Raw genomic sequence first — 25,491 nt, 5'->3', positions numbered from 1 at the left:
TAGACCCTTAGCTGAATTTTATGACAAATTTAAAAATCAGTTGACAGCATCTATTTGGCTTGAATCGGCACTATCGGTTGGGATATACAGCCCAGCCATATGAGATGTTCTTCAGGAGAATCGCGTTGAGTGAGAAGATCGATCTTAGCAATTATGTGCCCTCGGAAGACGAGGAGTTCATGAATCTGAATCAGCGAGCTTATTTTCGAGCGAAGCTGGTGGCATGGAAAAACGACATCCTTAGAGAAGCGCGCGAAACCCTGGATCATCTGGCGGAAGAAAGCGCAAATCATCCTGACCTGGCCGATCGTGCCTCTTCTGAAACAGATAGAGCCATCGAGCTTCGGGCTCGCGACCGCCAACGTAAACTCATTTCCAAGATCGATGCCGCATTGCAGCGCATTGAGGATGGCACATACGGCTATTGTGAAGAAACCGGCGAGCCGATCGGCCTGAAGCGTCTGGACGCTCGCCCGATCGCAACCTTGTCGATCGAGGCGCAGGAGCGTCACGAGCGCCGCGAAAAGGTTTACCGCGACGAGTAGTGACAGCATCGGTTTCGACCGGCTTAAATAAAACAAAGGCACGATGGAAATCTCCGTCGTGCCTTTTTCGATTCCGGCGTTTCCGAGAGGCCGCACCTTATTTGTCGCGGCTGACGCTCATTTCCCCAAAGATGCGAGCGACTTCCTTCTGAAGAGCGCTGTCCGCTCCGGTCAGCGGAGCGAGTTCGGGTTCGACGCGTTTTGCCGGGCTTGGGATCGTGGATGGTTCAGCATTCGGTTGCTGCTGCACCTGTCGCGGTGCCGGCGCGTTTGGAATGATCCGTTCGGCGGTCAGGTTCTTCGACATTTCCGCTTCCAAAATACGCTGGAAATCATTGCCGGGTTCGACCGATGGCGTCGGTGCGGGGGTAGGCTCGACTGTTGCCGGGCGTGGGGGAGCCGGTTGTTGCTGTGGCAGGACGACATGTCGGGCAGCGTCCAGTATGTCGGCGGCTTCCGTCTCGCTGATAGTCGGCACAGGCTGGGGCGCCGGTTGCTGCGGCTTGACGGCAGAGGGTTGCGGGTGTTCGGCCACCTGCGGTACTGGAGTTGGTTGCGCCGCAGGCTCAATGCGCGGCTCGTTGCGCAGATAGGCTTCGATCTTGTCCTCAGCGGTTTGCTGGCGCTGCGGAAGCGTTGCGGGAGGAGCTTCCACCGCAGCCGCCTTCTGCTGCTGCGACTGCCTCTCTTCAAATGCCATGGGGATATCGACCGGCGTTGCGGAGGTTCCAGCGCGTGTGGCATCGGAAATGCCCGATTCGATGACAATGTCCGTCGGGCCGCCGATCATGATCAGATGCTCGATCCCATCGCGTCGCACGAGCACGAGACGGCGGCGAGCATCGACGGCGGCGGCATCCAACACCTGCAGGCGAGGCTGACGGTTCTTGCCGCCGCGCACGAAGGGAGAAGGCGCTCGGTTGCGCATGATCCACAGAATGCCGATGAGCACGAGCAGGGCAATGCCAACTCCACCGGCTGCGAGAAAGAAACGGCTGCCATAGGCTCCGGCGATATCGTCCAACATGTCGAGATACTCCGTAATTGTCCCCGATGTTGCGGTTTACAGCGCCGCGCGTCACATGTGACGTGCAAAGGTCGTTGTAGTACTTTAAATCCACTGCATAATTTTATCCTTAAATTGAATCCTGTTTAAGGAACTATGCAGTAGACGCAACTGCCGCGGGTAATGCTTTGACCGTGACCCTTCTATACGGCGATCATATGAACAGGATTGCGCCGGAGACAAGATGCGATTGCAGGCTGTTGTCTTCTATTGCCTGTGAATTCAAGCCTTTCTGGCCCGGCAAAGCTTTTTGCCGATGACGCAACTTGATAAAGAAGATTCGAAAGGTCCGACTCCGGCGACCCCTAAACGTGTATGACATGTCGCGAGGAGAACGGCCGATACGAGGGGTTCATGACGAAGCAGCGTCCGTCCGACGAGTATAGCGTGCCGCTGGTGGATCGCGGGGTTCGTTCGGGAACCGTGCTGCGCATCATCCTGCTTGCGCTCGTTCTCGTGGCCGCGGCCGCGGCTTTCGTTGTCTTCAAGAACCAGCTGGACAACGAAGCGGTTCTCGGTGGCCTCGGCATTCTCGCCATGGTCGGCATCTTCTTCCTGGTTTCCTCGATCATCGGCTTTGTCGAGGTCATGCCGCAGCCTCAGTCCGACAGTCTGGCCCGGTCCTTCCTCAACAGTCATCCGGACGGAACGCTGATCACAGACGAGAAGGGGCGCATCGTCTATGCGAATGCCGCCTATGGCCGGCTGACCGGGGCGACGAAGGCGACGGAAGTGCAGTCGCTGGAGATGCTGCTGTCGCGAAATCGCGAATCCAACGAGGCTCTCTATCGTCTCGCCAATGGCCTGCGCGATGGCAAGGAAGGATCGGAGGAGTTCCGCCTGCTGAAGCCGCTCGGGCCTGTGGATGGAAGCGGCAATGGGGCGCATTGGTACCGGCTGAAGGCGCGCGTGCTGCCGGCCGAACAAGGCGCCAACAAGGCATTGCATATCTGGCAGATTACCGACATCACCTCCGAGCGTGACGATCAGGAACGTTTCTTCAAGGAACTGCAGAACGCGATCGACTATCTCGACCATGCGCCGGCCGGCTTCTTTTCCGCGGGGCGCAAGGGCGAGATCTTCTATCTCAATGCGACGCTCGCCGAATGGCTGGGCTTCGATCTAACGAAATTCGTGCCGGGCTCGATGACCATAGGCGATCTTGTGGCCGGCGAGGGGCTGGCGCTGATCCAATCGGTGCAGGCGGAACCGGGTCTCAAGAAGACGGTGACGCTCGATCTCGATCTGCGCCGCTCCAATGGCCAGAGCCTGCCAGTGCAGATCGTCCACAGCGTCACGTCGATGCGCGACGGCGCTCCCGGCGAGAGCCGCACCATCGTCCTGACCCGCCGGAACGGTGCGGATACCGAGCAATCTGCCTCCGCCGCCGCGATGCGCTTCAGCCGCTTCTTCAACAACACGCCTATGGCAATCGCGTCCGTTGACGGCAACGGCCGCATTCTGCGGACGAACGCGCCTTTCCTGAAGCTTTTCTCGGATCTGGTCTCGCGCGACGATATCGAGCGCGGTGCTGCCCTGGAGAGCGTCGTCAACGACAGCGACCGGCCGCAGCTGCAGCAAGCGCTGGCGGCCGCCAAGGACCGGCAGGGCGATATTCCGCCGATCGACTCCCGCAATCCGAAAGACGAAACGCGGCATTTCCGCTTCTACGTCAATGCCGTCATCGACCAGACCGACGAGGCGCCGGAAGAGGCTGCCATCGTCTATGCGGTCGAGGTGACCGAGCAGAAGGCGCTCGAGACCCAGATGGCGCAGACGCAGAAGCTCAATGCTGTCGGCACGCTCGCAGGCGGCATCGCGCATGACTTCAACAACGTTCTGACGGCGATCCTTCTGTCTTCCGACCATCTCCTGCTGCAGGCGCGGCCTTCCGATGCCAGCTTTGCGGATCTGATGGAAATCAAGCGCAATGCCAATCGTGCGGCCGTGTTGGTGCGGCAGTTGCTTGCCTTCTCGCGCAAGCAGACCATGCGGCCGACGATCCTGAACCTGACGGACGTGATCGGCGATCTGCGCATGCTGGTGGACCGGCTGCTATCGGGCACGCATGTCAAACTCGACGTCGATTACGGGCGCGATCTATGGCCCGTGAAAACCGATCTCTCACAGTTCGAGCAGGTGCTGATCAACCTCTGCGTCAATGCCCGCGATGCCATGCCGGGCGGCGGTACGCTGACGCTGCGCACCCGCAATCTGCGCGCGGCCGATGTCAGCGCCTTCAACTATCCATACCTTCCGCATGAGGACATGGTGCTCGTCGAGGTCAGCGATACCGGAACCGGTATCGCGCCTGAGATCATGGACAAGATTTTCGAGCCCTTCTTCACGACCAAGGAAGTGGGCAAGGGCACCGGCCTCGGCCTTGCCATGGTTTACGGCATCATCAAGCAATCCGGCGGCTACATCCAGCCGGAATCGGAAGTTGGCAAGGGAACGACCTTCCGCATTTTCCTGCCGCGGCACATCGTGGAAATGCCTTCGGTAACGGAAGCGAAAGTGTCGGAAAGCCGCGATATTACGGCCATGGACCAGGGTGCGGGTGTCGCCGCTTCTCCGGAAGAACCGGCCGATCTTACTGGCAAGTCCGCTGTCGTGCTGCTTGTCGAGGACGAAGAGGCGGTACGCCGCGGTGGCAAGCGCATGCTTGAGACGCGGGGTTATACCGTCCACGAGGCCGGCTCCGGCGTTGAGGCGCTCGACATCATGGAGGAGCTCGACGGACAGGTCGATGTCGTCGTTTCCGACGTCGTCATGCCCGAGATGGACGGGCCGACGCTGCTGCGCGAATTGCGCAAGAAATATCCGGATCTGAAGTTCATCTTCGTTTCGGGTTATGCCGAGGATGCCTTTGCCCGCAACCTGCCAGCGGACGCCCAATTCGGCTTCCTGCCGAAGCCATTTTCGCTGAAACAGCTTGCCGTCGTCGTGCGCGAGACGCTGGACAAGAATTAAGTGAGGGGCGTTTTTGCGCCTCTCCATGTTGCCGATTGAGGCGCAACGATGTAATCAACCGCCCATGATCGACCTCGCCAAGCCCGTTTTCCAAATGTGGTGGCGCTCCTTCTAGGAGCGGCAGTCGTCATGTCTTGAAATCGACCCTGCCGCCGTAATCCGGTAGGCATGGTCCATTTCCGTTTTTCCCTTCCCGATTGCGGCGGCTCCTTTTGCGGAGCAATGAAATGTTTTCCCCTACCGATAATCGTCCCGTCATCCTGACGGGCGACCGGACCACGGGTCCACTCCATCTCGGCCATTATGCCGGGTCGCTGAAAAGCCGCGTTGCACTTCAGCACAGCCATGAGCAATTCCTGCTCTTGGCGGATACGCAGGCACTGACGGACAATGCGCATGATCCCCAGAAAGTGCAGCGCAACGTCCTTGAAGTCGCCACGGACTATCTTGCGGTCGGCATCGATCCAGCGTTGACAACGATCTGTGTTCAATCCGCTTTACCCGCGCTCGCGGAATTGACACTACTCTATCTGAATTTCGTTACGGTCAGTCGCCTAGAGCGCAATCCGACGATCAAGACGGAGATCCAGCTGCGCGGTTTCGAACGCGATGTGCCGGCCGGCTTTCTCTGCTACCCGGTCGCGCAAGCCGCCGATATTACCGCCTTTAAGGCGACCGTCGTTCCCGTCGGCGAGGATCAGGCGCCGTTGATCGAGCAGACCAATGAGATCGTTCGCCGTTTCAACCGGCAGATCGGGCGAGACGTTCTGGTGGAGGCTACAGCGATGGTGCCGGCTATCGGCCGTCTGCCCGGCGTCGACGGCAAGGCGAAGATGAGCAAATCGCAGGGTAATGCGATCCCGCTTTCGGCATCGTCCGATGAGATCAGGGATGCGGTGCGGCGCATGTATACCGATCCGGATCACCTGCGCGTCAGCGATCCCGGCAAGGTCGAGGGAAACATCGTCTTCACCTATTTCGATGCCTTTTGCGAGGATCGGCAATTCGTCGAAGAGATGAAAGAGCATTATCGCCGCGGCGGACTTGGAGACGTCACCTTGAAGAGACATCTCGAGGATGTCCTGCAGGCGCTGCTCGCGCCGATCCGCGAACGCCGCGCGCTTTATGCCGCTGAACCGGACTATGTGATGGAAGTCTTGCGGGAGGGGACGCGAAAGGCGAGGGAGCGGACAGAGGCGACGCTTGCCGAATTAAGGTCTGCTCTGGGTCTGTTCTCTCTCACTTGAAAGAAAGAGAACGGCCGGGCGCTCGCACACCCGGCCGTTCCTGTGACGAGGGTCTTGATTAGTCCGCCAGAGCTACGGCGATTTCCGCGGCCAAACGCGCATTGTTTTCGACAAGCGCGATATTGGTCTTGAGGCTGCGGCCTTCGGTGATGTCGAAGATCGTGCTCAGCAGATAAGGCGTAACCGCCTTGCCGGTGATCTCGTCGCGCTCGGCGCTGTCGAGGGCGCGCTCGATATAGATTTCCATCTCCTCGCGCGGGATCTCGTCGGCTTCTGGAACCGGATTGGCGATCAGCATGCCGCCATCGATGCCGAGCTGCTCGCGGGTCGTCTGGAAGTTGGCGATCGCAGCCGGGCTGTTCAGCGTCAGCGGGCTCGCCAGGCCGGAGGAGCGCGACCAGAAGGCCGGGAACTCGGTGCTGTCGTAGGTGACGACCGGAACACCACGGGTTTCGAGCACTTCGAGCGTCTTCGGAATATCGAGGATCGCCTTGGCGCCGGCGCAGACAACGATGACGCCGGTGCGGGACAGCTCTTCAAGATCGGCCGAAATATCGAAACTTTCTTCGGCGCCGCGATGGACGCCGCCGATGCCGCCGGTGGCGAAAACCTTAATGCCGGCGCGGGCGGCCGCGATCATCGTGGCGGCAACGGTGGTCGCGCCTGTGCGGCGCTCGGCGATCGCAAAGGCGATGTCGGCGCGCGAAACCTTCATCGCGCCTTCCGTTTTGGCAAGGGCTTCCAGTTCTTCCGGCTCAAGGCCGATATGCAGCGTGCCGTGAATGACGGCGATAGTCGCCGGAACAGCGCCTTCCTGCCGGATGATCTCCTCGACACTACGAGCCATCTCGATATTGCCAGGATAGGGCATGCCGTGGGTGATGATCGTCGATTCCAGCGCAACGATCGGCGCACCGCGGAGCTTTGCGGCAGCGACTTCCTTCGAATAGGAGATCGGAAGCAGGGGCGAGATAGGCTGGGTCATTGTCGTTTCCAATTCACTGAAACAATATACGCGTTTTGAACAGGCTTCATGACAGAATATCGGCCTCGGGAACAAGGGCCAGCACTGTCTTTAGCAGCTCGGGAGAGAGATTTTCTGCCGTCGCATAGGGGGACTGGACGGTGATTGCCGCCGCTGCCGCGCCATGACGGACGGCTTCTGCGAGATCGTGGCCGGCCATCAGCGCCGAAAGAACGCCGGAGGCAAGCGAGTCTCCCGCACCGGTGACATCGGCGACATCTTCGACGATAGGCGGCTGTAAGCTGACCACGATATCACGCGAGAATGCGATCAGGGGGCGCTTGCCACGCGTGATCACGCCGTTGCGCAGGCCGAGCGCCCGCAAAGCGCTCACCCATTCGCGTGGGTCTTCCGGGCGCATTTCAGTCAACGCCGCGGCTTCGGCTTCGTTGAGGAACAAGTGGTCGATGCCGGCAAGGCTTGGCTTCAGCCGCACCACTTTTGCCGGCGAGATAGCGATAGCGGCGACCGGTTTGCCGCATAGGGCAGCTCTTGCCGCAATTGCGCCTAAGGTTTCGGCCGGCAGATTGGCGTCGCAGAGAATGAGGTCGGTTTCATCGAAGGCATCGCGAACGGCGCGAATCGCGAGGCGTCGCGGAACGAAGAGCTTGTAGAGCTCCATATCGGCAAGCGCGATGACCAGATTGCCGTCATTCTCGAGGATCGCGGTATAGCTCGGCGTCTTGCGATCGAGGAAGACAAAGGGCTTGTCGTCGATGCCGGCGTGGCTTGCAGCCTCGGCCACCATTTCGCCGGAGGGGTCGCCGCCGCGCGGCGAGATCAGCTTTACGTCGAAGCCGAGACGGGCGAGATTTCGCGCCGCATTGAAGCCGCCGCCGCCGGGCTCCTCGAACCATGCGCCGGGGTTGCTGGCGCCGGGCGCCGTCTCGCCGAAGATGCGGCCACGCCGGTCTATATGGGCGCCGCCGAGAACGAGAATCTTTTTCGCCATAGGGTTATCCTCAGCAGTCGAAAAGACGAATCGAGCGGGGCGGCGACATGCGTGAATTGGCCGCTCCATAACCGTAAGTATCTGGGAAGAAAGAAGAAAACAAAAGTAGAACGGAAATCATTTTATCTTTTTCTTTCAATTGCTTGTTGTGCTCTTGCGATAAGAGAACAAATAGAGTACAGAATTCTCATCGGCGGCGACATTGCTAGAGCGGCTTCAATAACCTAAAGGTGGATCGAATGTCTCAGAATTCTTTGCGGCTTGTAGAGGACAAATCGGTGGATAAAAGCAAGGCACTTGAAGCGGCACTCTCTCAAATTGAGCGGTCGTTCGGCAAGGGCTCGATCATGAAGCTCGGCTCCAACGAGAACGTGGTCGAAATCGAAACGGTTTCCACCGGCTCTCTGAGCCTCGATATCGCTCTCGGCATTGGCGGCTTGCCGAAGGGGCGCATCATCGAAATCTACGGGCCGGAAAGCTCGGGTAAGACGACTTTGGCCCTGCAGACCATTGCAGAGGCACAGAAAAAGGGTGGCATCTGCGCCTTCGTGGACGCGGAACATGCGCTCGATCCGGTCTATGCCCGCAAGCTCGGCGTCGACCTGCAGAACCTGTTGATCTCGCAGCCGGATACCGGCGAACAGGCGCTTGAAATCACCGATACACTGGTGCGCTCCGGCGCGATCGACGTCCTCGTCGTCGACTCCGTTGCGGCGTTGACGCCGCGCGCCGAAATCGAAGGCGAAATGGGCGACAGCCTGCCGGGCCTGCAGGCCCGCCTGATGAGCCAGGCGCTGCGCAAGCTCACGGCTTCCATCTCGAAGTCCAACACCATGGTGATCTTCATCAACCAGATCCGCATGAAGATCGGCGTCATGTTCGGCTCGCCGGAAACGACGACGGGCGGTAACGCGCTGAAGTTCTACGCCTCGGTTCGCCTCGATATCCGCCGCATTGGCGCTGTCAAGGAGCGCGAAGAGGTGATCGGCAACCAGACGCGCGTCAAGGTCGTCAAGAACAAGATGGCGCCTCCCTTCAAGCAGGTCGAGTTCGACATCATGTATGGCGAAGGCGTTTCCAAGACCGGCGAACTGGTCGATCTCGGCGTCAAGGCCGGCATCGTCGAAAAGTCCGGCGCCTGGTTTTCCTATAACAGCCAGCGTCTCGGCCAGGGCCGCGAGAACGCGAAAATCTTCCTGCGCGACAATCCGGATCTCTCGCGCGAAATCGAATTGTCGCTGCGCCAGAATGCCGGCCTGATCGCCGATCGCTTCCTGCAGAATGGCGGCCCCGATGCCGAGGATGGCGATACCTCTGGCGAATAAAGGCTTCGGGAAGCAATTCCCGACCTAAGATCGAGACCCAAAAGTCGAAACCGGCCGTATTGTCCAAGGGATGTGCGGCCGGTTTTGTTCGTGCGGCTGGACAGCGCCGGGAGCGGACGATAAAAGCCACTGACTTTGATGCAAGTTGCTGAGCGCAGGACTGAAGGGCCCCATATGAGCGGTGTGAATGAAATCCGGTCGACCTTCCTCGACTATTTTAAGAAAAACGGCCACGAGATCGTGCCGTCGAGCCCGCTGGTGCCGCGCAACGATCCGACATTGATGTTCACCAATGCCGGCATGGTGCAGTTCAAGAACGTGTTCACCGGCCTGGAGCAGCGTCCCTATACGACGGCGTCTACCGCGCAGAAATGCGTGCGCGCCGGCGGCAAGCATAACGACCTCGACAATGTCGGCTATACCGCCCGTCATCACACCTTCTTCGAGATGCTCGGCAATTTCTCCTTTGGCGACTATTTCAAGGAGCGCGCCATCGAGCTTGCCTGGAACCTGATCACCAAGGAATTCGGCCTCGATGCCAAGCGCCTGCTGGTCACGGTCTATCACACCGACGACGACGCGTTTAACCTGTGGAAGAAGATTGCCGGTCTTTCCGACGATCGGATCATCCGCATCGCCACCAGCGACAATTTCTGGGCGATGGGCGATACCGGTCCTTGTGGTCCCTGTTCAGAGATCTTCTACGATCACGGCGATCACATCTGGGGCGGCCCTCCCGGCTCTCCGGAAGAAGATGGCGACCGCTTCATCGAGATCTGGAATCTCGTCTTCATGCAGTTCGAGCAGATCACCAAAGAGCAGCGCGTCGACCTGCCGCGTCCGTCGATCGACACCGGCATGGGTCTCGAGCGCGTTGCCGCCGTACTGCAGGGCAAGCATGATAACTACGATATCGACCTGTTCCGCGCGCTGATCGAAGCCTCGGAAGAGGCAACGGGCGTCAAAGCCGAGGGCGAGCATCGCGCCAGCCATCGCGTCATCGCCGATCACCTGCGTTCCTCCGCCTTCCTGATCGCCGATGGCGTGCTGCCGTCGAATGAGGGCCGTGGCTACGTGCTTCGCCGCATCATGCGCCGCGCCATGCGCCACGCGCAACTGCTCGGCGCCAAGGAACCGTTGATGTGGAAGCTGCTGCCGGCGCTTATCCAGCAGATGGGTCGTGCCTATCCGGAGCTGGTGCGCGCCGAAGCGCTGACCTCCGAGACGCTGAAGCTCGAAGAAACCCGTTTCCGCAAAACGCTGGAACGCGGCCTCTCGCTGCTCAATGATGCCACTTCGGACCTTCATAAGGGCGACAGCCTGGACGGCGAGACCGCCTTCAAGCTCTACGACACATATGGCTTCCCGCTCGACCTGACGCAGGATGCGTTGCGCGCCCGCGGCATTGGTGTCGATATCTCAAGCTTTACCGATGCCATGGAGCGCCAGAAGGCCGAGGCGCGCTCGCATTGGACCGGCTCCGGCGACAAGGCGACCGAGACCATCTGGTTTGAGCTCAAGGAAAAGAACGGTGCGACCGAATTCTTGGGCTATGACACGGAATCTGCCGAAGGCGTCATCCAGGCGATCGTCAAGGACGGCGTCGCCGTCGATAGCGCTTCCGTCGGCGACAAGGTGCAGATCGTGGTCAACCAGACACCGTTTTACGGCGAGTCCGGTGGCCAGATGGGTGATACCGGCGTGATCTCCAGCGACCATGGCAAGCTTGTAGTCGGCGATACGCAGAAGAAGGGCGAGGGTCTCTTCGTTCACAGCTCCGAAGTTTCGGAAGGCAAGATCAAGGTAGGCGATGCCGTCGTCCTGACGGTCGATCACAACAGGCGCTCGCGCCTGCGCGCCAACCATTCCGCGACCCATCTGCTGCACGAGGCACTTCGCGAAGTGCTCGGCACCCATGTCGCGCAGAAGGGCTCGCTGGTCGCGCCCGAGCGGCTGCGTTTCGACGTCTCTCATCCGAAGCCGATGTCGGCTGAGGAGCTGAAGGTTGTCGAAGAGATGGCCAACGAGATCATCCTTCAGAATTCGCCCGTTACGACCCGTCTGATGAGCGTCGATGATGCCATTGCGGAAGGAGCGATGGCGCTGTTCGGTGAGAAGTATGGCGATGAAGTCCGCGTCGTGTCGATGGGGCAGGGTGTTCGCGGTGCAAAGTCCGGTAAGCCTTACTCGGTCGAGCTTTGCGGCGGTACGCATGTCTCCGCTACCGGCCAGATCGGTCTCGTGCGCATCCTCGGCGATAGTGCTGTCGGTGCTGGTGTGCGCCGTATTGAAGCTGTGACCGGCGAATCCGCGCTCAGCTATCTTGCCGAGCAGGACGAGCGCGTGAAGAACCTCGCCTCGACGCTGAAGGTACAGCCGGCCGATGTCATCTCGCGCGTCGAAGCGCTGATGGATGAACGCCGCAAGCTGGAACGTGAATTGGCTGATGCCAAGCGCAAGCTTGCCATGGGCGGCAGCCAAGGCGGCTCCGCCGATGCAGTCCGTGAAGTCAACGGCGTCAAGTTCCTCGGCAAACCGGTTTCCGGCGTCGACCCCAAGGATCTCAAGGGCATGGCGGATGAGGCTAAGGCAAGCCTCGGCTCCGGCGTCGTGACGCTGATCGGCGTTTCGGATGATGGCAAGGCCAGCGCCGTCGTCGCCGTCACAGAAGATCTGGTCGGCCGTTTCAGCGCCGTCGATCTCGTGCGCGTCGCGTCGGCAGCCCTCGGCGGCAAGGGCGGCGGCGGCCGTCCCGACATGGCCCAAGCTGGCGGTCCGGATGGTGCCAAGGCCGACGAAGCGATCGAGGCGATTGCTACGGCACTTGCTGGCTAAGACGCTGATTTCGTATTTCTAATTAAAATGGCGGATGCTTCGGTGTCCGCCATTTTTATTTGCACTTCCAACTCCGCAGGATTTGTCAAATCGGGTTATGCTCTTGTCGGGCCGATCGATTTGCAAGGGGTTTGACATGAGTGGTGGAACGGCGTGGACGCTTTATGAGACCCGGTTGCGGCGGGTTTCGGCCCATATCCATGAGCATCTGGATGACGAGCTCGATATGGAAAAGCTCGCCGAGATCGCCTGCATGTCCAGCTATCACTGGCACAGGATCTATCGGGCGATCTATGGCGAGACGGCGGCTGTAACCGTCAAGCGGCTTCGGCTGCATCGTGCCGCCGGCGATCTCGTCAACACCCGTCTATCCGTCAGCGACATTGCAAAGCGGTCGGGCTATCCCAACCTCCAGTCGTTCAACCGCATCTTCAGATCCGTCTACGGCATGCCGCCGGCGCGATATCGGAATGAGGGAAGCCATACGATTTTCGAACCCAGCACCCAAGGAAGGATCACGGTCATGTTCGACGTTACGCTTCGCACCATTTCCCCGATGTCACTGATCGGTGTCGCCCATCGCGGCTCCTATATGCAGATCGGCCAAGCTTTCGAAACACTTTTCGGTACTATCTTCGCCCGCGGCCTTGCAGGGCCGGACATGCGCATGATCGGTATCTATCTCGATGATCCGGATGTGGTGGAAGCGGACAAACTGCGCTCCTATGCCTGCGTCACCGCTGGCAAGGCCGTCGTTGCCAATGCTCCGCTGGAGCGGCGTTCGCTCGATGGCGGCGACTATGCCGTGCTGCGCCACAAAGGTCCCTATGCAAACATGCATAAGGCCTATCACTGGCTTTATGCGCAATGGCTGCCGGCTTCCGGTCGACAATTGCGCGATACCGTCATGTTCGAGGAATATATCAACAATCCGCGCGACGTGCCGCCGACGGAGCTGTTGACCGATATCCATATGCCGCTGCAATAGCGGTATATGAGCGCGATCGAGGATTTCCTCTTAATGCCTTGTATTATCGGGCATTAGCCGGCTTCGGCATGGCGGCATTATCGATCTCGTTGCCGCGGCGGTAAGCGTCGCGATCGCTGACCCGGCTCCAGTAGTCGATAAAGGCCGGCCGCTTTTCGATAGTGCCGAAGTTGAGGCCCCAGCCGACATGGGAACCGACATAGACGTCGGCGGCCGTAAAGCGGTCGCCGGCGATGAACGGCGAGGCGGTGACGGCCTGTTCCAGCGTGTCGAAGACATGGTCCAGGCTGCCGCAGCCCGCCATGCGCAGGCGCTCAGCGGGGATTTCGAAGCCGAGTGCGCGGTTGGTGACTGCCATTTCCATCGGGCCGGCAGCGAAAAACATCCAGCGGAAGTAGCGGCCACGCTCGGCCGCCGTCGGGGCAAGGCCTGCCTGTGGGAATGTTTCGGCCAGATAAGCGCAGATAGCCGCACCTTCGGTGACGACGGTGTCGCCGTGCTTGATAGCCGGCACCTTGCCCATGGGATTCACCGACAGATATTCAGGTGCCTTCATTGTCGTACCGAAATCGAGATACTCCGTGCGGTAAGGCTGACCGATCTCCTCGAGCATCCAGCGTGCGATGCGTCCGCGTGACATCGGATTGGTATAGAAAACGAGTTCTTCAGCCATCTGCCTCTCCCTTTTTGTTGCGCGCATTTTTGCCACTGCTAGGCCGCGGCGGCAAGATTCCGGGCAAAAGAAAACCCGGCATCAAGGCCGGGTTTTCCATATCCAGATGGCGGCAGGGCTTAGGCAGCCATGGCCTTCTTGAGGTTTTCGTCGATCTTGTCGAGGAAGGCGGTGGTCGAGAGCCATGGCTGGTCGGGGCCGATCAGCAGCGCCAGGTCCTTGGTCATGTAGCCGGCTTCGACGGTATCGACGCAGACCTTTTCGAGCGTGGACGCGAACTTGGCGAGTTCGGCATTGTCGTCGAGCTTGGCACGATGGGCGAGGCCGCGGGTCCAGGCGAAGATCGAAGCGATCGAGTTCGTCGAGGTTTCCTGGCCCTTCTGGTGCTGACGGTAGTGGCGGGTCACCGTGCCGTGTGCGGCTTCGGCTTCCACCGTCTTGCCGTCCGGCGTCAGGAGAACCGAGGTCATCAGGCCGAGCGAGCCGAAGCCCTGGGCAACGGTATCGGACTGGACGTCGCCGTCATAGTTCTTGCAGGCCCAGACGTAGCCGCCGGACCACTTCAGGGCCGAGGCGACCATGTCGTCGATCAGGCGGTGCTCGTAGGTGATGCCGACTTCGTCGAACTGTGCCTTGAATTCGTTCTGGTAGACTTCTTCGAAGATGTCCTTGAAGCGGCCGTCATAAGCCTTGAGGATCGTGTTCTTTGTGGAGAGGTAGACGGGCCACTTGCGCATCAGGCCGTACATCATCGAGGCGCGGGCGAATTCGCGGATCGACTCGTCGAGGTTGTACATGGCCATGGCAACACCGGCGCCCGGAGCGTTGAAGACTTCCTTTTCGATGACTTCGCCATCTTCGCCGACAAACTTGATGGTCAGCTTGCCCTTGCCGGGGAATTTGAAGTCGGTCGCGCGATACTGGTCTCCGAAGGCGTGACGGCCGACGACGATCGGCTTGGTCCAGCCGGGAACGAGGCGCGGAACGTTCTTGCAGATGATCGGCTCGCGGAAGATGACGCCGCCGAGGATGTTGCGGATGGTGCCGTTCGGGCTCTTCCACATCTGCTTCAGGTTGAATTCCTTGACGCGATCTTCATCCGGCGTGATCGTCGCGCACTTGATGCCGACACCATGCTTCTTGATGGCGTTGGCGGCGTCGATCGTGACCTGGTCGTTGGTCGCGTCGCGGTTTTCGACTGAGAGGTCGTAGTAGTCGATATCGATGTCGAGGTAGGGGTAGATCAGTTTATCTTTGATAAACTGCCAGATGATGCGAGTCATTTCATCGCCATCGAGATCGGCAACGGGATTTGCGACCTTGATCTTCTTCATACTTCTGCCTCGTTTAAGCTAGTGGGACCGGATGGTCCTGTGGGTAATGTGAAGTCCCGAGGGCTATAGCACCGCAAGCGCGGAACGCAAAGCCGATAGAGCCTTCCGCGTCGCGTTTTTGATCATTCGTGACATCCCGCGCATTTTGCGATCCGGCCATTGCCAAAGCGGTCGATGGGTCTAATGTCGCGCATGTTTTGCCTGTTGCAACGGAATCATATCATGCAGAAATTTGCCGCCTCCGCGATTGCCTTTACGCTTTTCCAGTTTTCATTTGGTGCGCATATGGCGCTTGCTGCCGATGCGACGACGCCGGTCAAGGCCATCATGGATGCGACCGTCTCGAACTGGGCAGGCGGCGACAGCGACTGGCAGGATATTTTCGGCGAGGACAAGCTCAAGGATATCTACAGCAAGGACTTTGGAGCGAAATACGAGGCGGCGGCGCAGTTTCCTGCCGCCGACGAGGATGGTATCTCGCCTTTCGACTACGATGTCATCGTCAATGCGCAGGACGCGTGTCCGCTGGAGGATGTTAAGATTGCAGCCCAGCCACCAAAGAACAATGTGACGGAAGTGCTGGCGACCTTCAAGAAATTAACCTGCATGGGCTCCGACGCCGATTATCAGAAGGTGACGACGGTTCGCTTCGAGGTCATCGAGGAGGGCGGACGGCCCGTGGTGGATGATATCGTCACCAACGACGACAACGGCAATCCGAGCTCGCTCAAGAGCGTGATGGTTGATCTCGTCAAACAGCAGCAACAACAGCCTTCCGATCAGCAGAAGTCGGCCAATCCGCAATAATCGGGAGGGCTCGTCGCGGCGCTGACACTCAAAAACCTTGCCGAGCGGCTGGTGTCTCGTTATTGCGACCGTGATTTGCGCGATTGAGTTCGCGCGCGGAGATTTAGGCATCATGGCAGGCACGAACAGCGAGCGTCAACTTCTGGCCGAAGGACCGGCCATCATTCTGGTCGAGCCGCAAATGGGCGAGAATATCGGCATGGTGGCACGTGCCATGGCGAATTTTGGCCTTGCCGAGTTGCGTCTCGTCAACCCTCGAGATGGCTGGCCGAACGAGAGGGCGCAGGCGACGGCCTCGAAGGCGGATCACATCATCGAGGCGACGAAGGTCTACGAGACCTTGGAGCAGGCGATATCAGATCTCAATTTCGTCTATGCGACGACCGCGCGAGAGCGGGATGGCTACAAGCCGGTACGCTCGCCTGTCATCGCGGCTGAAACTCTTCGTGCGAAGTTCAAGGCGGGCGAGGGCACCGGCATTCTCTTCGGGCGCGAGCGCTGGGGCCTGACGAACGAGGAAGTGGCGCTTGCCGACGAGATCGTCACCTTTCCCGTCAATCCTGCTTTCGCCTCGCTGAACATAGCCCAGGCCGTGCTCTTGATGTCCTATGAGTGGATGAAATCGGGCATGGAGGATCTGGGCGATGTGCCGTTCCAGGCGATCGAGCAGCGGCCTTCGACCAAGGAGCAGCTTTTCGGTCTGTTCGATCAGCTCGAAGAGGCGCTGGATGCGCGCAATTATTTCCATCCCGCCGGGAAAAAGCCGAAAATGGTCGACAATCTTCGGGCGGTCCTCTCGCGCCGGGCGTTCACCGAACAGGAAATCAGCGTCTTGCGCGGGGTGATCTCGTCTCTCGACCGTTTCTCGCGGAAATCCCCGCGCGGCAGCGGCTCGCATCCCAGATCCTCGAAAGCACCGAAGGAAGCCCCAAGCGATGACAGCAGCGGCGAATGAGCTGAAACCGGTCCTCGTTTTCGATTCAGGGATCGGCGGTTTGACCGTGCTGCGCGAGGCGCGCGTGCTGATGCCCGAGCGCGGTTTCATCTATATCGCCGATGATGCCGGTTTTCCCTACGGCAGTTGGGAAGAAGCGGCGCTGAAGGAGCGCATCGTCGATCTCTTCGCAAAGCTGCTTGCGCAATATGATCCGGAAGTCTGCATCATCGCCTGCAATACGGCGTTCACGCTGGCCGGCGCCGCTCTTCGTGCCGCCTTTCCGCAAATGACCTTCGTGGGCACGGTACCGGCGATCAAGCCGGCCGCCGAGCGGACCCGCTCCGGCCTTGTCTCGGTGCTCGCGACACCGGGCACCGTCAAGCGCGCCTATACGCGCGACCTGATCCAGTCTTTTGCCACGCAGTGCCATGTGCGGCTCGTCGGATCGCAGGACCTGGCACGCCTGGCGGAAGCCTATATTCGCGGCGATGTCGTCAGCGATGAGGCAGTCATGACCGAGATCGAGCAGTGCTTCGTCGAGATGGATGGCCGCAAGACCGATATCGTCGTACTTGCCTGCACGCATTATCCTTTCATGGCCAATATCTTCCGCAGGCTTGCGCCCTGGCCGGTCGACTGGCTCGATCCGGCTGAAGCCATCGCAAGGCGCGCGCGCAGTCTCGTGCCGCAGGTGGTCGATGCCGTCCATCCCGATGATTTTGATTTTGCGGTGTTTACCTCCGGTGCACCGGATTTTCCCACCCGCCGGCTGATGCAGGGTTTTGGACTCAAGGCTTGATCATGAAAGACAAAGTTTCGCTGCGTAAACTCGATCTCGCGGACATGCCGGCCGCTGCGGCCGTTCATCGCGCGTCCTTTAACGAGCGGCTGCCGACGCTTGCCGGGCTTCATACGCCGGAAGAGGATGTCGGTTTCTGGAGCGCTGTGGTCTTCAAAGACTGCCAGGTCTGGGGCGCGGAAGAGGGCGGTCGCCTGGTCGGCGTCATTGCCTTCCTCGAGGATTGGATCGACCAGCTCTACGTTCTGCCCGAGGCGCAAGGGCGTGGCATTGGTTGCCGCCTGCTCGATATCGCCAAGTCGACCTATCCGGCGCTGTCGCTCTGGACATTTCAAAGAAATAAGCCGGCGCGCCGCTTTTACGAAAAGCACGGCTTCTTCGTGGTTGACGAGTCTGACGGAGCAGGCAATGAGGAGAAGGAGCCGGATGTGCTTTACAAATGGGAAGCGCGCTTGCACCGGCTGTAATGCAGGATTTGACTGAGCGGCGGGATATTGGGGGGTATGTCATTGATGTCTTTTGAGAATGCCGAGGTCAGCCATGCGTCTGCGTGAGTGCCACAATTTCCATGATTTTCGTCTTCTTGCGAAAAAGCGTCTTCCCGGCCCGATCTTCAACTATATCGACGGCGCAGCTGACGACGAGGTGACGCTCCGGCGAAACACAACCAGCTTTGAAAGCTGCGATCTCGTGCCCAACGTTCTGCGTGGGGTCAGCGAGATCGACATGTCTGTCACCGTCATGGGACAAAAGCTTGCGACGCCCTTCTATTGCTCGCCGACGGCACTGCAGCGGCTGTTCCATCACCGGGGCGAGAATGCGGTGGCCGCCGCGGCTTCCTCGCTCGGCACCATGTTTGGCGTTTCCTCGCTCGGTACCGTCAGCCTTGAGGAAATTCGCAAGAAGCATTCCGGGCCGCAGGTCTACCAGTTCTATTTCCACAAAGACCGTGGCTTGAACCGTGCGATGATGGAGCGGGCAAAGGAAGCCGGTGTCAATGTGATGATGCTGACGGTGGACAGCATTACCGGCGGCAATCGTGAGCGCGATCTGCGCACCGGCTTTTCCATTCCGTTCAAGCTCAATCTGGCGGGGATCACCCAGTTCGCCATCAAGCCCGCTTGGGCGCTGAACTATCTCACCCATGAGAAATTCCGCCTGCCGCAACTCGACGAGCATGTGGACATGAGCGGCGGCGCGATGTCGATCGGCAAGTATTTTACCGAAATGCTCGATCCGTCGATGAACTGGAACGACGTTGCCGAGATGGTGAAGCACTGGAACGGGCAGTTCTGCCTGAAGGGCATCATGTCAGCCGAGGATGCCAAGCGTGCTGTCGACATCGGATGCACCGGCATCGTGCTGTCGAACCATGGAGGTCGGCAGCTGGACGGCTCACGCTCGGCATTCGATCAGCTGGCCGAGATCGTCGATGCCGTCGGCCACCGCATCGATGTGATGATGGATGGCGGTATCCAGCGCGGCACGCATGTGCTGAAGGCTCTGTCACTCGGCGCCAAGGCTGTTGGCCTCGGTCGTTTCTATCTCTATCCGCTCGCGGCTGCCGGTCAGGCTGGTGTGGAGCGGGCGCTGAGGCATCTGCGCACCGAAGTCGAGCGCGACATGAAACTGATGGGCTGCACCTCGGTCAGCGAACTGTCGCGGGCCAATCTGCGCTTCAGATAGGCCTCGCAATCGCCTGTGGGTTTTTCCAATCCGCGGGCGCAAAGCTTGGAAATCTTCTAGACGAAGGCGTGTCCTTTCAGAAAGATGGGGCGCATCCACATTTGATTCTTGCTCATAGGGGAAGTGCATTGCAGGTCGGCATCGACATGGGAACGGCGTCCGGCGGGACCAGCGCCCAGCTCGATATCGAGGAGCTGCTGGCAACGCGTCTCCTGGTGCAGGGCAATTCCGGTTCCGGAAAATCGCACCTTCTGCGGCGGCTGCTGGAGCAGTCGGCGCAATGGGTGCAGCAGGTCATCATCGATCCTGAAGGCGATTTCGTCACGCTGGCCGACAAGTTCGGTCACGTTGTCGTCGATGGCGAGCGCACGGAAGCTGAGCTTGCCGGCATCGCCAACCGCATCCGCCAGCATCGCGTTTCCTGCGTGCTGACGCTGGAGGGGCTTGATATCGAGCAGCAGATGCGCGCTGCCGCCGCCTTTCTGAACGGCATGTTCGATGCCGATCGCGAATTCTGGTATCCGGTGCTTGTCGTGGTCGACGAGGCACAGATGTTTGCGCCCTCGGTCGGTGGCGACGTTTCGGAAGATGCGCGCAAGATGTCGCTCGGGGCCATGACCAACCTGATGTGCCGCGGCCGAAAGCGCGGCCTTGCCGGCGTCATAGCGACGCAGCGCCTCGCAAAGCTTGCCAAGAACGTTGCAGCGGAAGCTTCCAATTTCCTGATGGGCCGCACCTTCCTCGATATCGACATGGCGCGTGCCGCCGACCTTCTCGGCATGGACCGCCGGCAGGCGGAAATGTTCCGCGACCTGAAGCGCGGCAATTTCGTAGCCCTCGGGCCGGCCCTTTCGCGTCGCCCGTTGCCGATCGCCATCGGCGCAGTGGAGACCTCGGCGCGCTCTTCCAGCCCGAAGCTGATGCCGCTGCCGGATGCGCCGCAGGACGTCGAGGATCTGATTTTCACGCCGGACCCGGAAGAGTTTGCGAGGCCCGTTGTCCGCCGCACCACGCCAGCGCCGCGCCCGACGACCGATATTCTGGCAGAGCTTTCCCGCTCCGTGCCGGCTGCAGGCCCGGCACCTTCCGAGCCGAAGGTCAGCCAACCGGAAATATCGAGCGAGGACCGCGAGGCGAGGGTGAGCGCCGTGCTGTCAGAAATCCTCGACGATCCAGCCTCGGGATTCCGTACTGATTCGGTGCTTTATCAGGAGTTTCTCGTTCGTTTGCGCATGCGCCGGGTTCCCGGTGCGCCCATGAGCCTCTCGGAATTCCGTCGCCGCGTGGCGATTGCGCGCTCCGGCGCCGACGAAGAGGTTATGGCAACGGATCAATGGGCAACCGCGCTTTCGCTGTCTACCAGCGTCACCGATGACCTGCAGGGCGTCTTTTTGATGTTGGCCAAGGCCGCCATCAGCGGTGAACCGTGCCCGTCCGACGCTCGCATCGCCCGTGCCTACGGCACACATTCGGCCAGGCGCGCGCGGCGACTGCTGAGCTATTTCGAAGAGCAGGGCAGCGTCGTCGTCCATACGGATTTCTCCGGCAAGCGGATCGTCGCTTTCCCGGATATGGGCTCACAGACCGCGCCCGGCGATGCCAATGCGCCCGATCTGGATGGTGGCGAGCAGGCGGCGGCCGAATAGCTGCCGTATTCTCGCTGAAGAGCGTTTGGCGCTGTTGACAATTCCATGACAACCCCTTACAGACCGCGCCAACGCCGGGCAGAAATGTCCGGTGTTTCATTTGACATGTCCCGTGGCTTCGTCCGTTCGCTAACGTGAGAAGCCTGTCAGAGCTCGAAAACGGAGTTCAGAGGAGGGCGTGTTTCCTTCGCGGTTCGGCAACGAGCCGCCATAACACTTGAAAGGAAATGCGATGAGCAAGCGCGAATCGTCCAAGTACAAAATTGACCGCCGTATGGGCGAGAACATCTGGGGTCGTCCGAAGTCCCCGGTTAACCGTCGCGAATACGGCCCGGGCCAGCACGGCCAGCGCCGCAAGGGCAAGCTTTCCGACTTCGGTGTGCAGCTGCGCGCCAAGCAGAAGCTGAAGGGCTACTACGGCGACCTGCGCGAGAAGCAGTTCCGCGCGATCTTCGCTGAAGCTGACCGCCGCAAGGGCGACACCTCGGAAAACCTGATCGGCCTGCTCGAATCGCGCCTCGACGCGATCGTCTACCGCGCCAAGTTCGTTCCGACCGTTTTCGCAGCCCGTCAGTTCGTCAACCATGGCCACGTCACCGTTAACGGCGTTCGCGTCAACATCGGTTCGTACCGCTGCAAGGCTGGCGACGTTATCGAAGTTCGTGAAAAGTCCAAGCAGCTCGTAACCGTTCTGGAATCGGTTGCTCTTGCTGAGCGCGACGTTCCGGACTACATCGAAGTCGATCACAACAAGATGGTTGCGACCTTCGCTCGTGTTCCGGCTCTCGGCGACGTACCGTACGCCGTCGTCATGGAACCGCATCTGGTCGTCGAATTCTATTCGCGTTAATAAGCGGATAACTTTCTTGATGAATGAAAAGCCGCTCGGTTCGAGCGGCTTTTTTGTCTTTGGAGCGCCTCATGACGGATTTGCAGGCTATTCTCGACGGCATTCATAACGAGCTTTCGCCGCGCATCGGCGAGGGCAAGGTTGCCGATTACATTCCGGAGCTGGCAAAGGTCGATCCGAAGCAGTTCGGAATGGCAATCGCAACTGTTGACGGCAAAGTCTACAGCATCGGTGATGCCGGCGTTCCTTTCTCCATCCAAAGTATCTCCAAAGTCTTCATGCTGACCTTGGCGCTCGGCAAGGTCGGCGAGAGCTTGTGGAATCGTGTAGGGCGCGAACCATCTGGCACGGCTTTCAACTCTATCGTCCAGTTAGAGCGGGAAGAGGGTATTCCCCGCAATCCCTTCGTCAATGCAGGTGCCATCGCTGTCAGCGATGTCGTACTCGCTGGGCACGAGCCGCGCGAGGCGATCGGCGAGCTGCTGCGCTTCGTCCGTTATGTGGCCGACGACGACACGGTCAGCATCGATGACAGGGTGGCGCGTTCGGAGACGCAGACGGGTTTCCGCAATTTCGCGCTCGCCAATTTCATGCGCGCGTATGGCAATATCCACCATCCGGTCGAGCATGTGCTCGGTGTCTATTTCCATCAATGTGCGCTTTCGATGAGCTGCCGGCAGCTTGCCAAGGCGGGGCTCTATCTCGCTGCGCGCGGCAGCAATCCGATCACCGGGCACTCCGTCGTCTCGCCGAAGCGGGCGCGGCGCATCAACGCGCTTATGCTGACCTGCGGGCATTATGATGGCTCAGGGGATTTCGCCTATCACGTCGGCCTGCCGGGCAAGAGCGGCGTCGGCGGCGGCATTCTGGCCGTAGCGCCGGGCATTGGCTCGATCGCCGTCTGGTCGCCGGGCCTGAACAAGGTTGGCAATTCCCAGCTGGGTGCCGTGGCATTGGAAATGCTGGCGGCGCACACCGGCTGGTCGGTGTTCGGTGATTGATACCCATGTCTTCTCGTCCCGCTTTCTGCTATCAGCGTGGCGAGATCCAAGGAATGACGGAATGAATATCGCGACCACGGTGAAAGACGACATCGATATCGAGGCTGAAGATGGCGGCTGTGCCGCGCATCCGATGTTTTCCGATGCGCCGCGCTCCGTTTCCTTCAACAAGCTTCGCAAACGCCTGTTGCGACAGGTGCGCCAGGCTATGGAAGACTTCCAGATGCTGAAGGGCCAGAAGCGCTGGCTGGTTGGCCTTTCCGGAGGCAAGGATTCCTACGGTCTGCTGGCGCTGTTGCTTGACCTGAAATGGCGCGGTTTGCTACCGGTGGAAATCATCGCCTGCAATCTCGATCAGGGCCAGCCGAATTTCCCGAAGCATATTCTGCCCGAATACCTCACGAAGATCGGCGTTGCGCATCGCATCGAGTATCGCGACACTTATTCGATCGTGAAGGAGAAGGTGCCGGAGGGAGCGACCTATTGCTCGCTCTGTTCGCGCCTACGCCGCGGCAATCTCTACCGCATCGCCCGCGAGGAGGGCTGCGATGCGCTGGTGCTGGGCCATCATCGCGAGGATATTCTCGAGACCTTCTTTATGAACTTCTTCCATGGCGGCCGGCTGGCCTCGATGCCGGCGAAGCTGCTCAATGACGAAGGCGACTTGATGCTTCTGCGTCCGCTAGCCTATGCCGCCGAGGACGATCTTGCCAAATTTGCTGCCGCCATGCAGTTTCCGATCATTCCCTGCGATCTTTGCGGCTCGCAGGATGGGCTGCAACGCAATGCCATGAAGGACATGCTCGCCGATATCGAACGCCGCATGCCTGGCCGCAAGGATGCGATGCTGCGTGCACTGGCGCATGTGAACCCGTCACACCTGCTCGACCCGAAACTGTTCGATTTCGCTGGGTTGATGACACAGGGGTCTTCCAGCGATCCAACGTAAATTCAGCGCTTTTGCCACACCGATGTCATCGAATCGGGCATAAGAGGAAGCCCTTTCAAAACAGAGGCTTCCTATGACTTTCTCCGATGCTGATTTCGACTATGTGATGACGATCGTTGCCGAAGCGGCGTCAAAGGAAATCATGCTGCGTTTCCGCAATCTGGACGCTGGCGACATATCGGAAAAGACCTCGGCCATCGACCTTGTGACCGAGGCTGATCTTCTGACTGAGCGGCACATCACCGCGGCGTTGAAGACACGGTTTCCAAAGGCCGTCATCGTGGGCGAAGAAGCCTATGAGGCCGACAAGTCCGTCGTGCCGGCGCTGGCGCATGCGGAATTGGCTTTCACCATCGACCCGGTGGACGGCACCTTCAATTTCGCGGCCGGACTGCCTGTCTTCGGGACGATTGTCGCCGTCATCGCCAATGGCGAGACGATCGCGAGCATCATCCACGATCCCGTGCTTGGCGACACCCTGACCGCCATGAAAGGCGGCGGCACTTTCCTGCGCCGGCAAACCGGGCAGGCGAGGCGGCTTGCCGTCGCCGCGCCGGCGCCTTTGAACGCGATGACGGGCGCCATATCCTGGGGGCATATGGATGAGCCCGAGCGGTCACGCATTTGTGGCAATCTATCGAAGATCCGTATGGCTTTCTCGCTCAATTGCTCGGCTTACGAATATTGGATGGTGGCGTCGGGCAAATGGCATTTCATCGGCCATTCCAAATTGATGCCATGGGATCATCTGGCCGGCGTGCTGGCGCATCAGGAAGCGGGCGGCTATACCGCCAAATTCGATGGTACGCCCTACAAGCCCGGCGAAACGACCGGCGGCATCATTTCTGCGCCTGACGAGGAAAGCTGGCGGATGATCCGCCGTGAGATCATCGGCGCCTGACGCGAAAGGAAAAAGCATGACATCGCTCGTTGACGTTACCACGCTTGCTCATGTGCTGCGCCGCGCGGCGCAGACGGAGATCCTGCCGCGTTTTCGCAGGCTCGGCAGCGACGATATCCGAGCCAAGAGCGAGGCAACCGACTTGGTAACGGAAGCCGACGAGCGGGCCGAGCGTATGATCAAGGCAGAGGTTTCGCGCCTCTGGCCCGAGGCGCTGTTCATCGGCGAAGAGTCGGTTGCGGCCGACCCGTCGCTACTGAAGAAGCTGCAGGATGCCGATCTCGCCATCATCGTCGATCCCGTCGACGGCACGTTCAATTTCGCCGCCGGCATTCCAGCCTTCGGCGTCATGGCCTCGGTCGTCTCGAAAGGTGAGACCGTTGCGGGCATCATTTTCGACCCGATGGGCGACGACTGGGTGTTGGCGGAGCGCGGCAGCGGCGCATGGCTGCGTCGGCCGGACGGCGAGACGCTGCGTCTCAACGTTGCTCCGTCCGTCCCGCTGGAAGAGCTGGTCGGCATGGCGGCCACCGGTTTTCTGCCCAAGGAAAAGCGCGCGGAGATCATGGGTAATCTCGCCAAGGTGCGCTACACGACCTGCTATCGCTGCGCGACACATGAGTACCGCACGCTCGCGGGCGGCTATGTACACTATCTCATGTACAACAAGCTGATGCCCTGGGATCATCTGGCGGGATCGCTGATCTCGGCCGAAGCCGGCGCCTATGTTCGGCGTTTCGACGGTTCGTCCTATTTGCCGCATCATCTCGATGGCGGACTGCTGGTTGCGGCGGACAAGGATACCTGGGAGCTGTTGCGGCGCGAAGTCTTCACTCTTTGAGGTGAGCCACGCCACGATAGCCGGTGTGGCCTCTTGGAAAGTAACGGTTGGAGGGCTATCTTTGCTCCAACAGGCAAGAGCCTTGGTCGGCGCTTGCCGCGGGGATGAGACA

22 protein-coding genes are annotated in these 25,491 nt (G+C 59.9%); 17 read left to right on the top strand and 5 right to left on the bottom strand.

What is annotated here, in order from left to right:
- The first annotated feature begins 125 nt into the window (after positions 1–125).
- Entirely contained in the window at positions 126–545 is a 420-nt protein-coding gene (gene dksA / locus FHT85_RS00850) for an RNA polymerase-binding protein DksA (protein WP_015340076.1), read from the top strand.
- 97 nt (positions 546–642) lie between these two features.
- Here dksA and FHT85_RS00845 read toward each other — a convergent pair whose 3' ends face one another.
- Positions 643–1,572 carry a flagellar biosynthetic protein FliO gene (locus tag FHT85_RS00845; RefSeq protein ID WP_112411909.1) on the bottom strand — a complete coding sequence of 310 codons (930 nt, stop codon included), beginning with the start codon at positions 1,570–1,572 and terminating at the stop codon, positions 643–645.
- 393 nt (positions 1,573–1,965) lie between these two features.
- On the opposite strand from FHT85_RS00845, the gene cckA reads away from it, so the two are divergent.
- Both cckA and trpS read left to right on the top strand, forming a co-directional pair.
- On the top strand, positions 1,966–4,584 hold the full coding sequence (gene cckA, locus FHT85_RS00840) for a cell cycle histidine kinase CckA (RefSeq protein ID WP_112411910.1): 2,619 nt from the start codon (positions 1,966–1,968) through the stop codon (positions 4,582–4,584).
- A 227-nt stretch (positions 4,585–4,811) separates the two neighbouring features.
- A complete protein-coding gene (gene trpS / locus FHT85_RS00835) occupies positions 4,812–5,831 on the top strand; it encodes a tryptophan--tRNA ligase (RefSeq protein ID WP_112411911.1) in 1,020 nt (339 codons plus the stop codon).
- A gap of 58 nt (positions 5,832–5,889) precedes the next feature.
- Here trpS and FHT85_RS00830 read toward each other — a convergent pair whose 3' ends face one another.
- Positions 5,890–6,816 (bottom strand): pseudouridine-5'-phosphate glycosidase, encoded by a 927-nt coding sequence (locus FHT85_RS00830; RefSeq protein ID WP_112411912.1) that lies wholly within the window; start codon positions 6,814–6,816, stop codon positions 5,890–5,892.
- A gap of 46 nt (positions 6,817–6,862) precedes the next feature.
- On the bottom strand, positions 6,863–7,807 hold the full coding sequence (locus tag FHT85_RS00825) for a carbohydrate kinase family protein (RefSeq protein WP_112411913.1): 945 nt from the start codon (positions 7,805–7,807) through the stop codon (positions 6,863–6,865).
- Positions 7,808–8,046: 239 nt separating this feature from the next.
- On the opposite strand from FHT85_RS00825, the gene recA reads away from it, so the two are divergent.
- The 3 genes from recA to FHT85_RS00810 all read left to right on the top strand — a co-directional run bounded on the left by recA (position 8,047) and on the right by FHT85_RS00810 (position 12,955).
- The gene (gene recA / locus FHT85_RS00820; protein ID WP_112334727.1) at positions 8,047–9,132 is read left to right on the top strand and encodes a recombinase RecA; all 1,086 of its coding nucleotides are present in this window, start codon (positions 8,047–8,049) and stop codon (positions 9,130–9,132) included.
- 174 nt (positions 9,133–9,306) lie between these two features.
- Positions 9,307–11,967 carry an alanine--tRNA ligase gene (gene alaS, locus FHT85_RS00815; RefSeq protein ID WP_112411914.1) on the top strand — a complete coding sequence of 887 codons (2,661 nt, stop codon included), beginning with the start codon at positions 9,307–9,309 and terminating at the stop codon, positions 11,965–11,967.
- A 136-nt stretch (positions 11,968–12,103) separates the two neighbouring features.
- Positions 12,104–12,955 carry a GyrI-like domain-containing protein gene (locus tag FHT85_RS00810; protein ID WP_112411915.1) on the top strand — a complete coding sequence of 284 codons (852 nt, stop codon included), beginning with the start codon at positions 12,104–12,106 and terminating at the stop codon, positions 12,953–12,955.
- A gap of 43 nt (positions 12,956–12,998) precedes the next feature.
- On the opposite strand, the gene FHT85_RS00805 is transcribed toward FHT85_RS00810, so the two are convergent.
- Positions 12,999–13,628, bottom strand: a complete 630-nt coding sequence (locus tag FHT85_RS00805) for a glutathione S-transferase family protein (protein WP_112334730.1) — start codon at positions 13,626–13,628, stop codon at positions 12,999–13,001.
- A 119-nt stretch (positions 13,629–13,747) separates the two neighbouring features.
- Positions 13,748–14,962 (bottom strand): NADP-dependent isocitrate dehydrogenase, encoded by a 1,215-nt coding sequence (locus tag FHT85_RS00800; RefSeq protein WP_112334731.1) that lies wholly within the window; start codon positions 14,960–14,962, stop codon positions 13,748–13,750.
- 222 nt (positions 14,963–15,184) lie between these two features.
- On the opposite strand from FHT85_RS00800, the gene FHT85_RS00795 reads away from it, so the two are divergent.
- From FHT85_RS00795 to FHT85_RS00745, 11 genes are all read left to right on the top strand, one after another.
- Positions 15,185–15,769, top strand: a complete 585-nt coding sequence (locus FHT85_RS00795; RefSeq protein WP_015340065.1) for a hypothetical protein — start codon at positions 15,185–15,187, stop codon at positions 15,767–15,769.
- 112 nt (positions 15,770–15,881) lie between these two features.
- Positions 15,882–16,724, top strand: coding sequence for an RNA methyltransferase (locus tag FHT85_RS00790; protein WP_112334732.1), 843 nt, complete (start codon positions 15,882–15,884; stop codon positions 16,722–16,724).
- Complete coding sequence (murI, locus tag FHT85_RS00785; protein ID WP_112411916.1) at positions 16,705–17,505, top strand: glutamate racemase; 801 nt, start codon at positions 16,705–16,707, stop codon at positions 17,503–17,505. The genes FHT85_RS00790 and murI overlap by 20 nt, the downstream gene beginning before the upstream one ends.
- 2 nt (positions 17,506–17,507) lie before the next feature.
- Complete coding sequence (locus FHT85_RS00780) at positions 17,508–17,972, top strand: GNAT family N-acetyltransferase (RefSeq protein ID WP_112334734.1); 465 nt, start codon at positions 17,508–17,510, stop codon at positions 17,970–17,972.
- 73 nt (positions 17,973–18,045) lie between these two features.
- Positions 18,046–19,191 carry an alpha-hydroxy acid oxidase gene (locus FHT85_RS00775; RefSeq protein ID WP_112411917.1) on the top strand — a complete coding sequence of 382 codons (1,146 nt, stop codon included), beginning with the start codon at positions 18,046–18,048 and terminating at the stop codon, positions 19,189–19,191.
- 128 nt (positions 19,192–19,319) lie between these two features.
- Positions 19,320–20,837: an ATP-binding protein gene (locus tag FHT85_RS00770; protein WP_112398342.1), complete on the top strand. Its 1,518-nt coding sequence runs from the start codon at positions 19,320–19,322 to the stop codon at positions 20,835–20,837.
- 232 nt (positions 20,838–21,069) lie between these two features.
- Positions 21,070–21,687, top strand: a complete 618-nt coding sequence (gene rpsD, locus FHT85_RS00765) for a 30S ribosomal protein S4 (RefSeq protein WP_015340058.1) — start codon at positions 21,070–21,072, stop codon at positions 21,685–21,687.
- Positions 21,688–21,758: 71 nt separating this feature from the next.
- Positions 21,759–22,688, top strand: coding sequence for a glutaminase (locus FHT85_RS00760; protein WP_112334737.1), 930 nt, complete (start codon positions 21,759–21,761; stop codon positions 22,686–22,688).
- Positions 22,689–22,749: 61 nt separating this feature from the next.
- A complete protein-coding gene (gene ttcA, locus FHT85_RS00755; protein WP_112411918.1) occupies positions 22,750–23,637 on the top strand; it encodes a tRNA 2-thiocytidine(32) synthetase TtcA in 888 nt (295 codons plus the stop codon).
- A gap of 73 nt (positions 23,638–23,710) precedes the next feature.
- Entirely contained in the window at positions 23,711–24,538 is an 828-nt protein-coding gene (locus FHT85_RS00750) for an inositol monophosphatase family protein (RefSeq protein WP_112411919.1), read from the top strand.
- 16 nt (positions 24,539–24,554) lie between these two features.
- Complete coding sequence (locus FHT85_RS00745) at positions 24,555–25,379, top strand: inositol monophosphatase family protein (protein ID WP_112411920.1); 825 nt, start codon at positions 24,555–24,557, stop codon at positions 25,377–25,379.
- Positions 25,380–25,491 lie beyond the last annotated feature (112 nt).

Source organism: Rhizobium sp. BK312, assembly GCF_014193605.1.
GTDB lineage: Bacteria > Pseudomonadota > Alphaproteobacteria > Rhizobiales > Rhizobiaceae > Rhizobium.
Note: the sequence above shows the minus strand (reverse complement) of the source record. Positions and strands in the feature narration are given on the sequence as shown.

Bases quoted from the DNA above. Each gene is read 5' to 3' on its own strand.
- ttcA (WP_112411918.1), top strand. From the start codon at position 22,750: ATGAATATCGCGACCACGGTGAAAGACGACATCGATATCGAGGCTGAA.
- recA (WP_112334727.1), top strand. From the start codon at position 8,047: ATGTCTCAGAATTCTTTGCGGCTTGTAGAGGACAAATCGGTGGATAAA.
- trpS (WP_112411911.1), top strand. From the start codon at position 4,812: ATGTTTTCCCCTACCGATAATCGTCCCGTCATCCTGACGGGCGACCGG.
- FHT85_RS00810 (WP_112411915.1), top strand. From the start codon at position 12,104: ATGAGTGGTGGAACGGCGTGGACGCTTTATGAGACCCGGTTGCGGCGG.
- FHT85_RS00745 (WP_112411920.1), top strand. From the start codon at position 24,555: ATGACATCGCTCGTTGACGTTACCACGCTTGCTCATGTGCTGCGCCGC.
- FHT85_RS00790 (WP_112334732.1), top strand. From the start codon at position 15,882: ATGGCAGGCACGAACAGCGAGCGTCAACTTCTGGCCGAAGGACCGGCC.
- FHT85_RS00760 (WP_112334737.1), top strand. From the start codon at position 21,759: ATGACGGATTTGCAGGCTATTCTCGACGGCATTCATAACGAGCTTTCG.
- FHT85_RS00800 (WP_112334731.1), bottom strand. From the start codon at position 14,962: ATGAAGAAGATCAAGGTCGCAAATCCCGTTGCCGATCTCGATGGCGAT.
- alaS (WP_112411914.1), top strand. From the start codon at position 9,307: ATGAGCGGTGTGAATGAAATCCGGTCGACCTTCCTCGACTATTTTAAG.
- FHT85_RS00775 (WP_112411917.1), top strand. From the start codon at position 18,046: ATGCGTCTGCGTGAGTGCCACAATTTCCATGATTTTCGTCTTCTTGCG.
- FHT85_RS00805 (WP_112334730.1), bottom strand. From the start codon at position 13,628: ATGGCTGAAGAACTCGTTTTCTATACCAATCCGATGTCACGCGGACGC.
- FHT85_RS00845 (WP_112411909.1), bottom strand. From the start codon at position 1,572: ATGTTGGACGATATCGCCGGAGCCTATGGCAGCCGTTTCTTTCTCGCA.
- murI (WP_112411916.1), top strand. From the start codon at position 16,705: ATGACAGCAGCGGCGAATGAGCTGAAACCGGTCCTCGTTTTCGATTCA.
- FHT85_RS00780 (WP_112334734.1), top strand. From the start codon at position 17,508: ATGAAAGACAAAGTTTCGCTGCGTAAACTCGATCTCGCGGACATGCCG.
- FHT85_RS00750 (WP_112411919.1), top strand. From the start codon at position 23,711: ATGACTTTCTCCGATGCTGATTTCGACTATGTGATGACGATCGTTGCC.
- FHT85_RS00830 (WP_112411912.1), bottom strand. From the start codon at position 6,816: ATGACCCAGCCTATCTCGCCCCTGCTTCCGATCTCCTATTCGAAGGAA.
- rpsD (WP_015340058.1), top strand. From the start codon at position 21,070: ATGAGCAAGCGCGAATCGTCCAAGTACAAAATTGACCGCCGTATGGGC.
- FHT85_RS00825 (WP_112411913.1), bottom strand. From the start codon at position 7,807: ATGGCGAAAAAGATTCTCGTTCTCGGCGGCGCCCATATAGACCGGCGT.
- cckA (WP_112411910.1), top strand. From the start codon at position 1,966: ATGACGAAGCAGCGTCCGTCCGACGAGTATAGCGTGCCGCTGGTGGAT.
- FHT85_RS00795 (WP_015340065.1), top strand. From the start codon at position 15,185: ATGCAGAAATTTGCCGCCTCCGCGATTGCCTTTACGCTTTTCCAGTTT.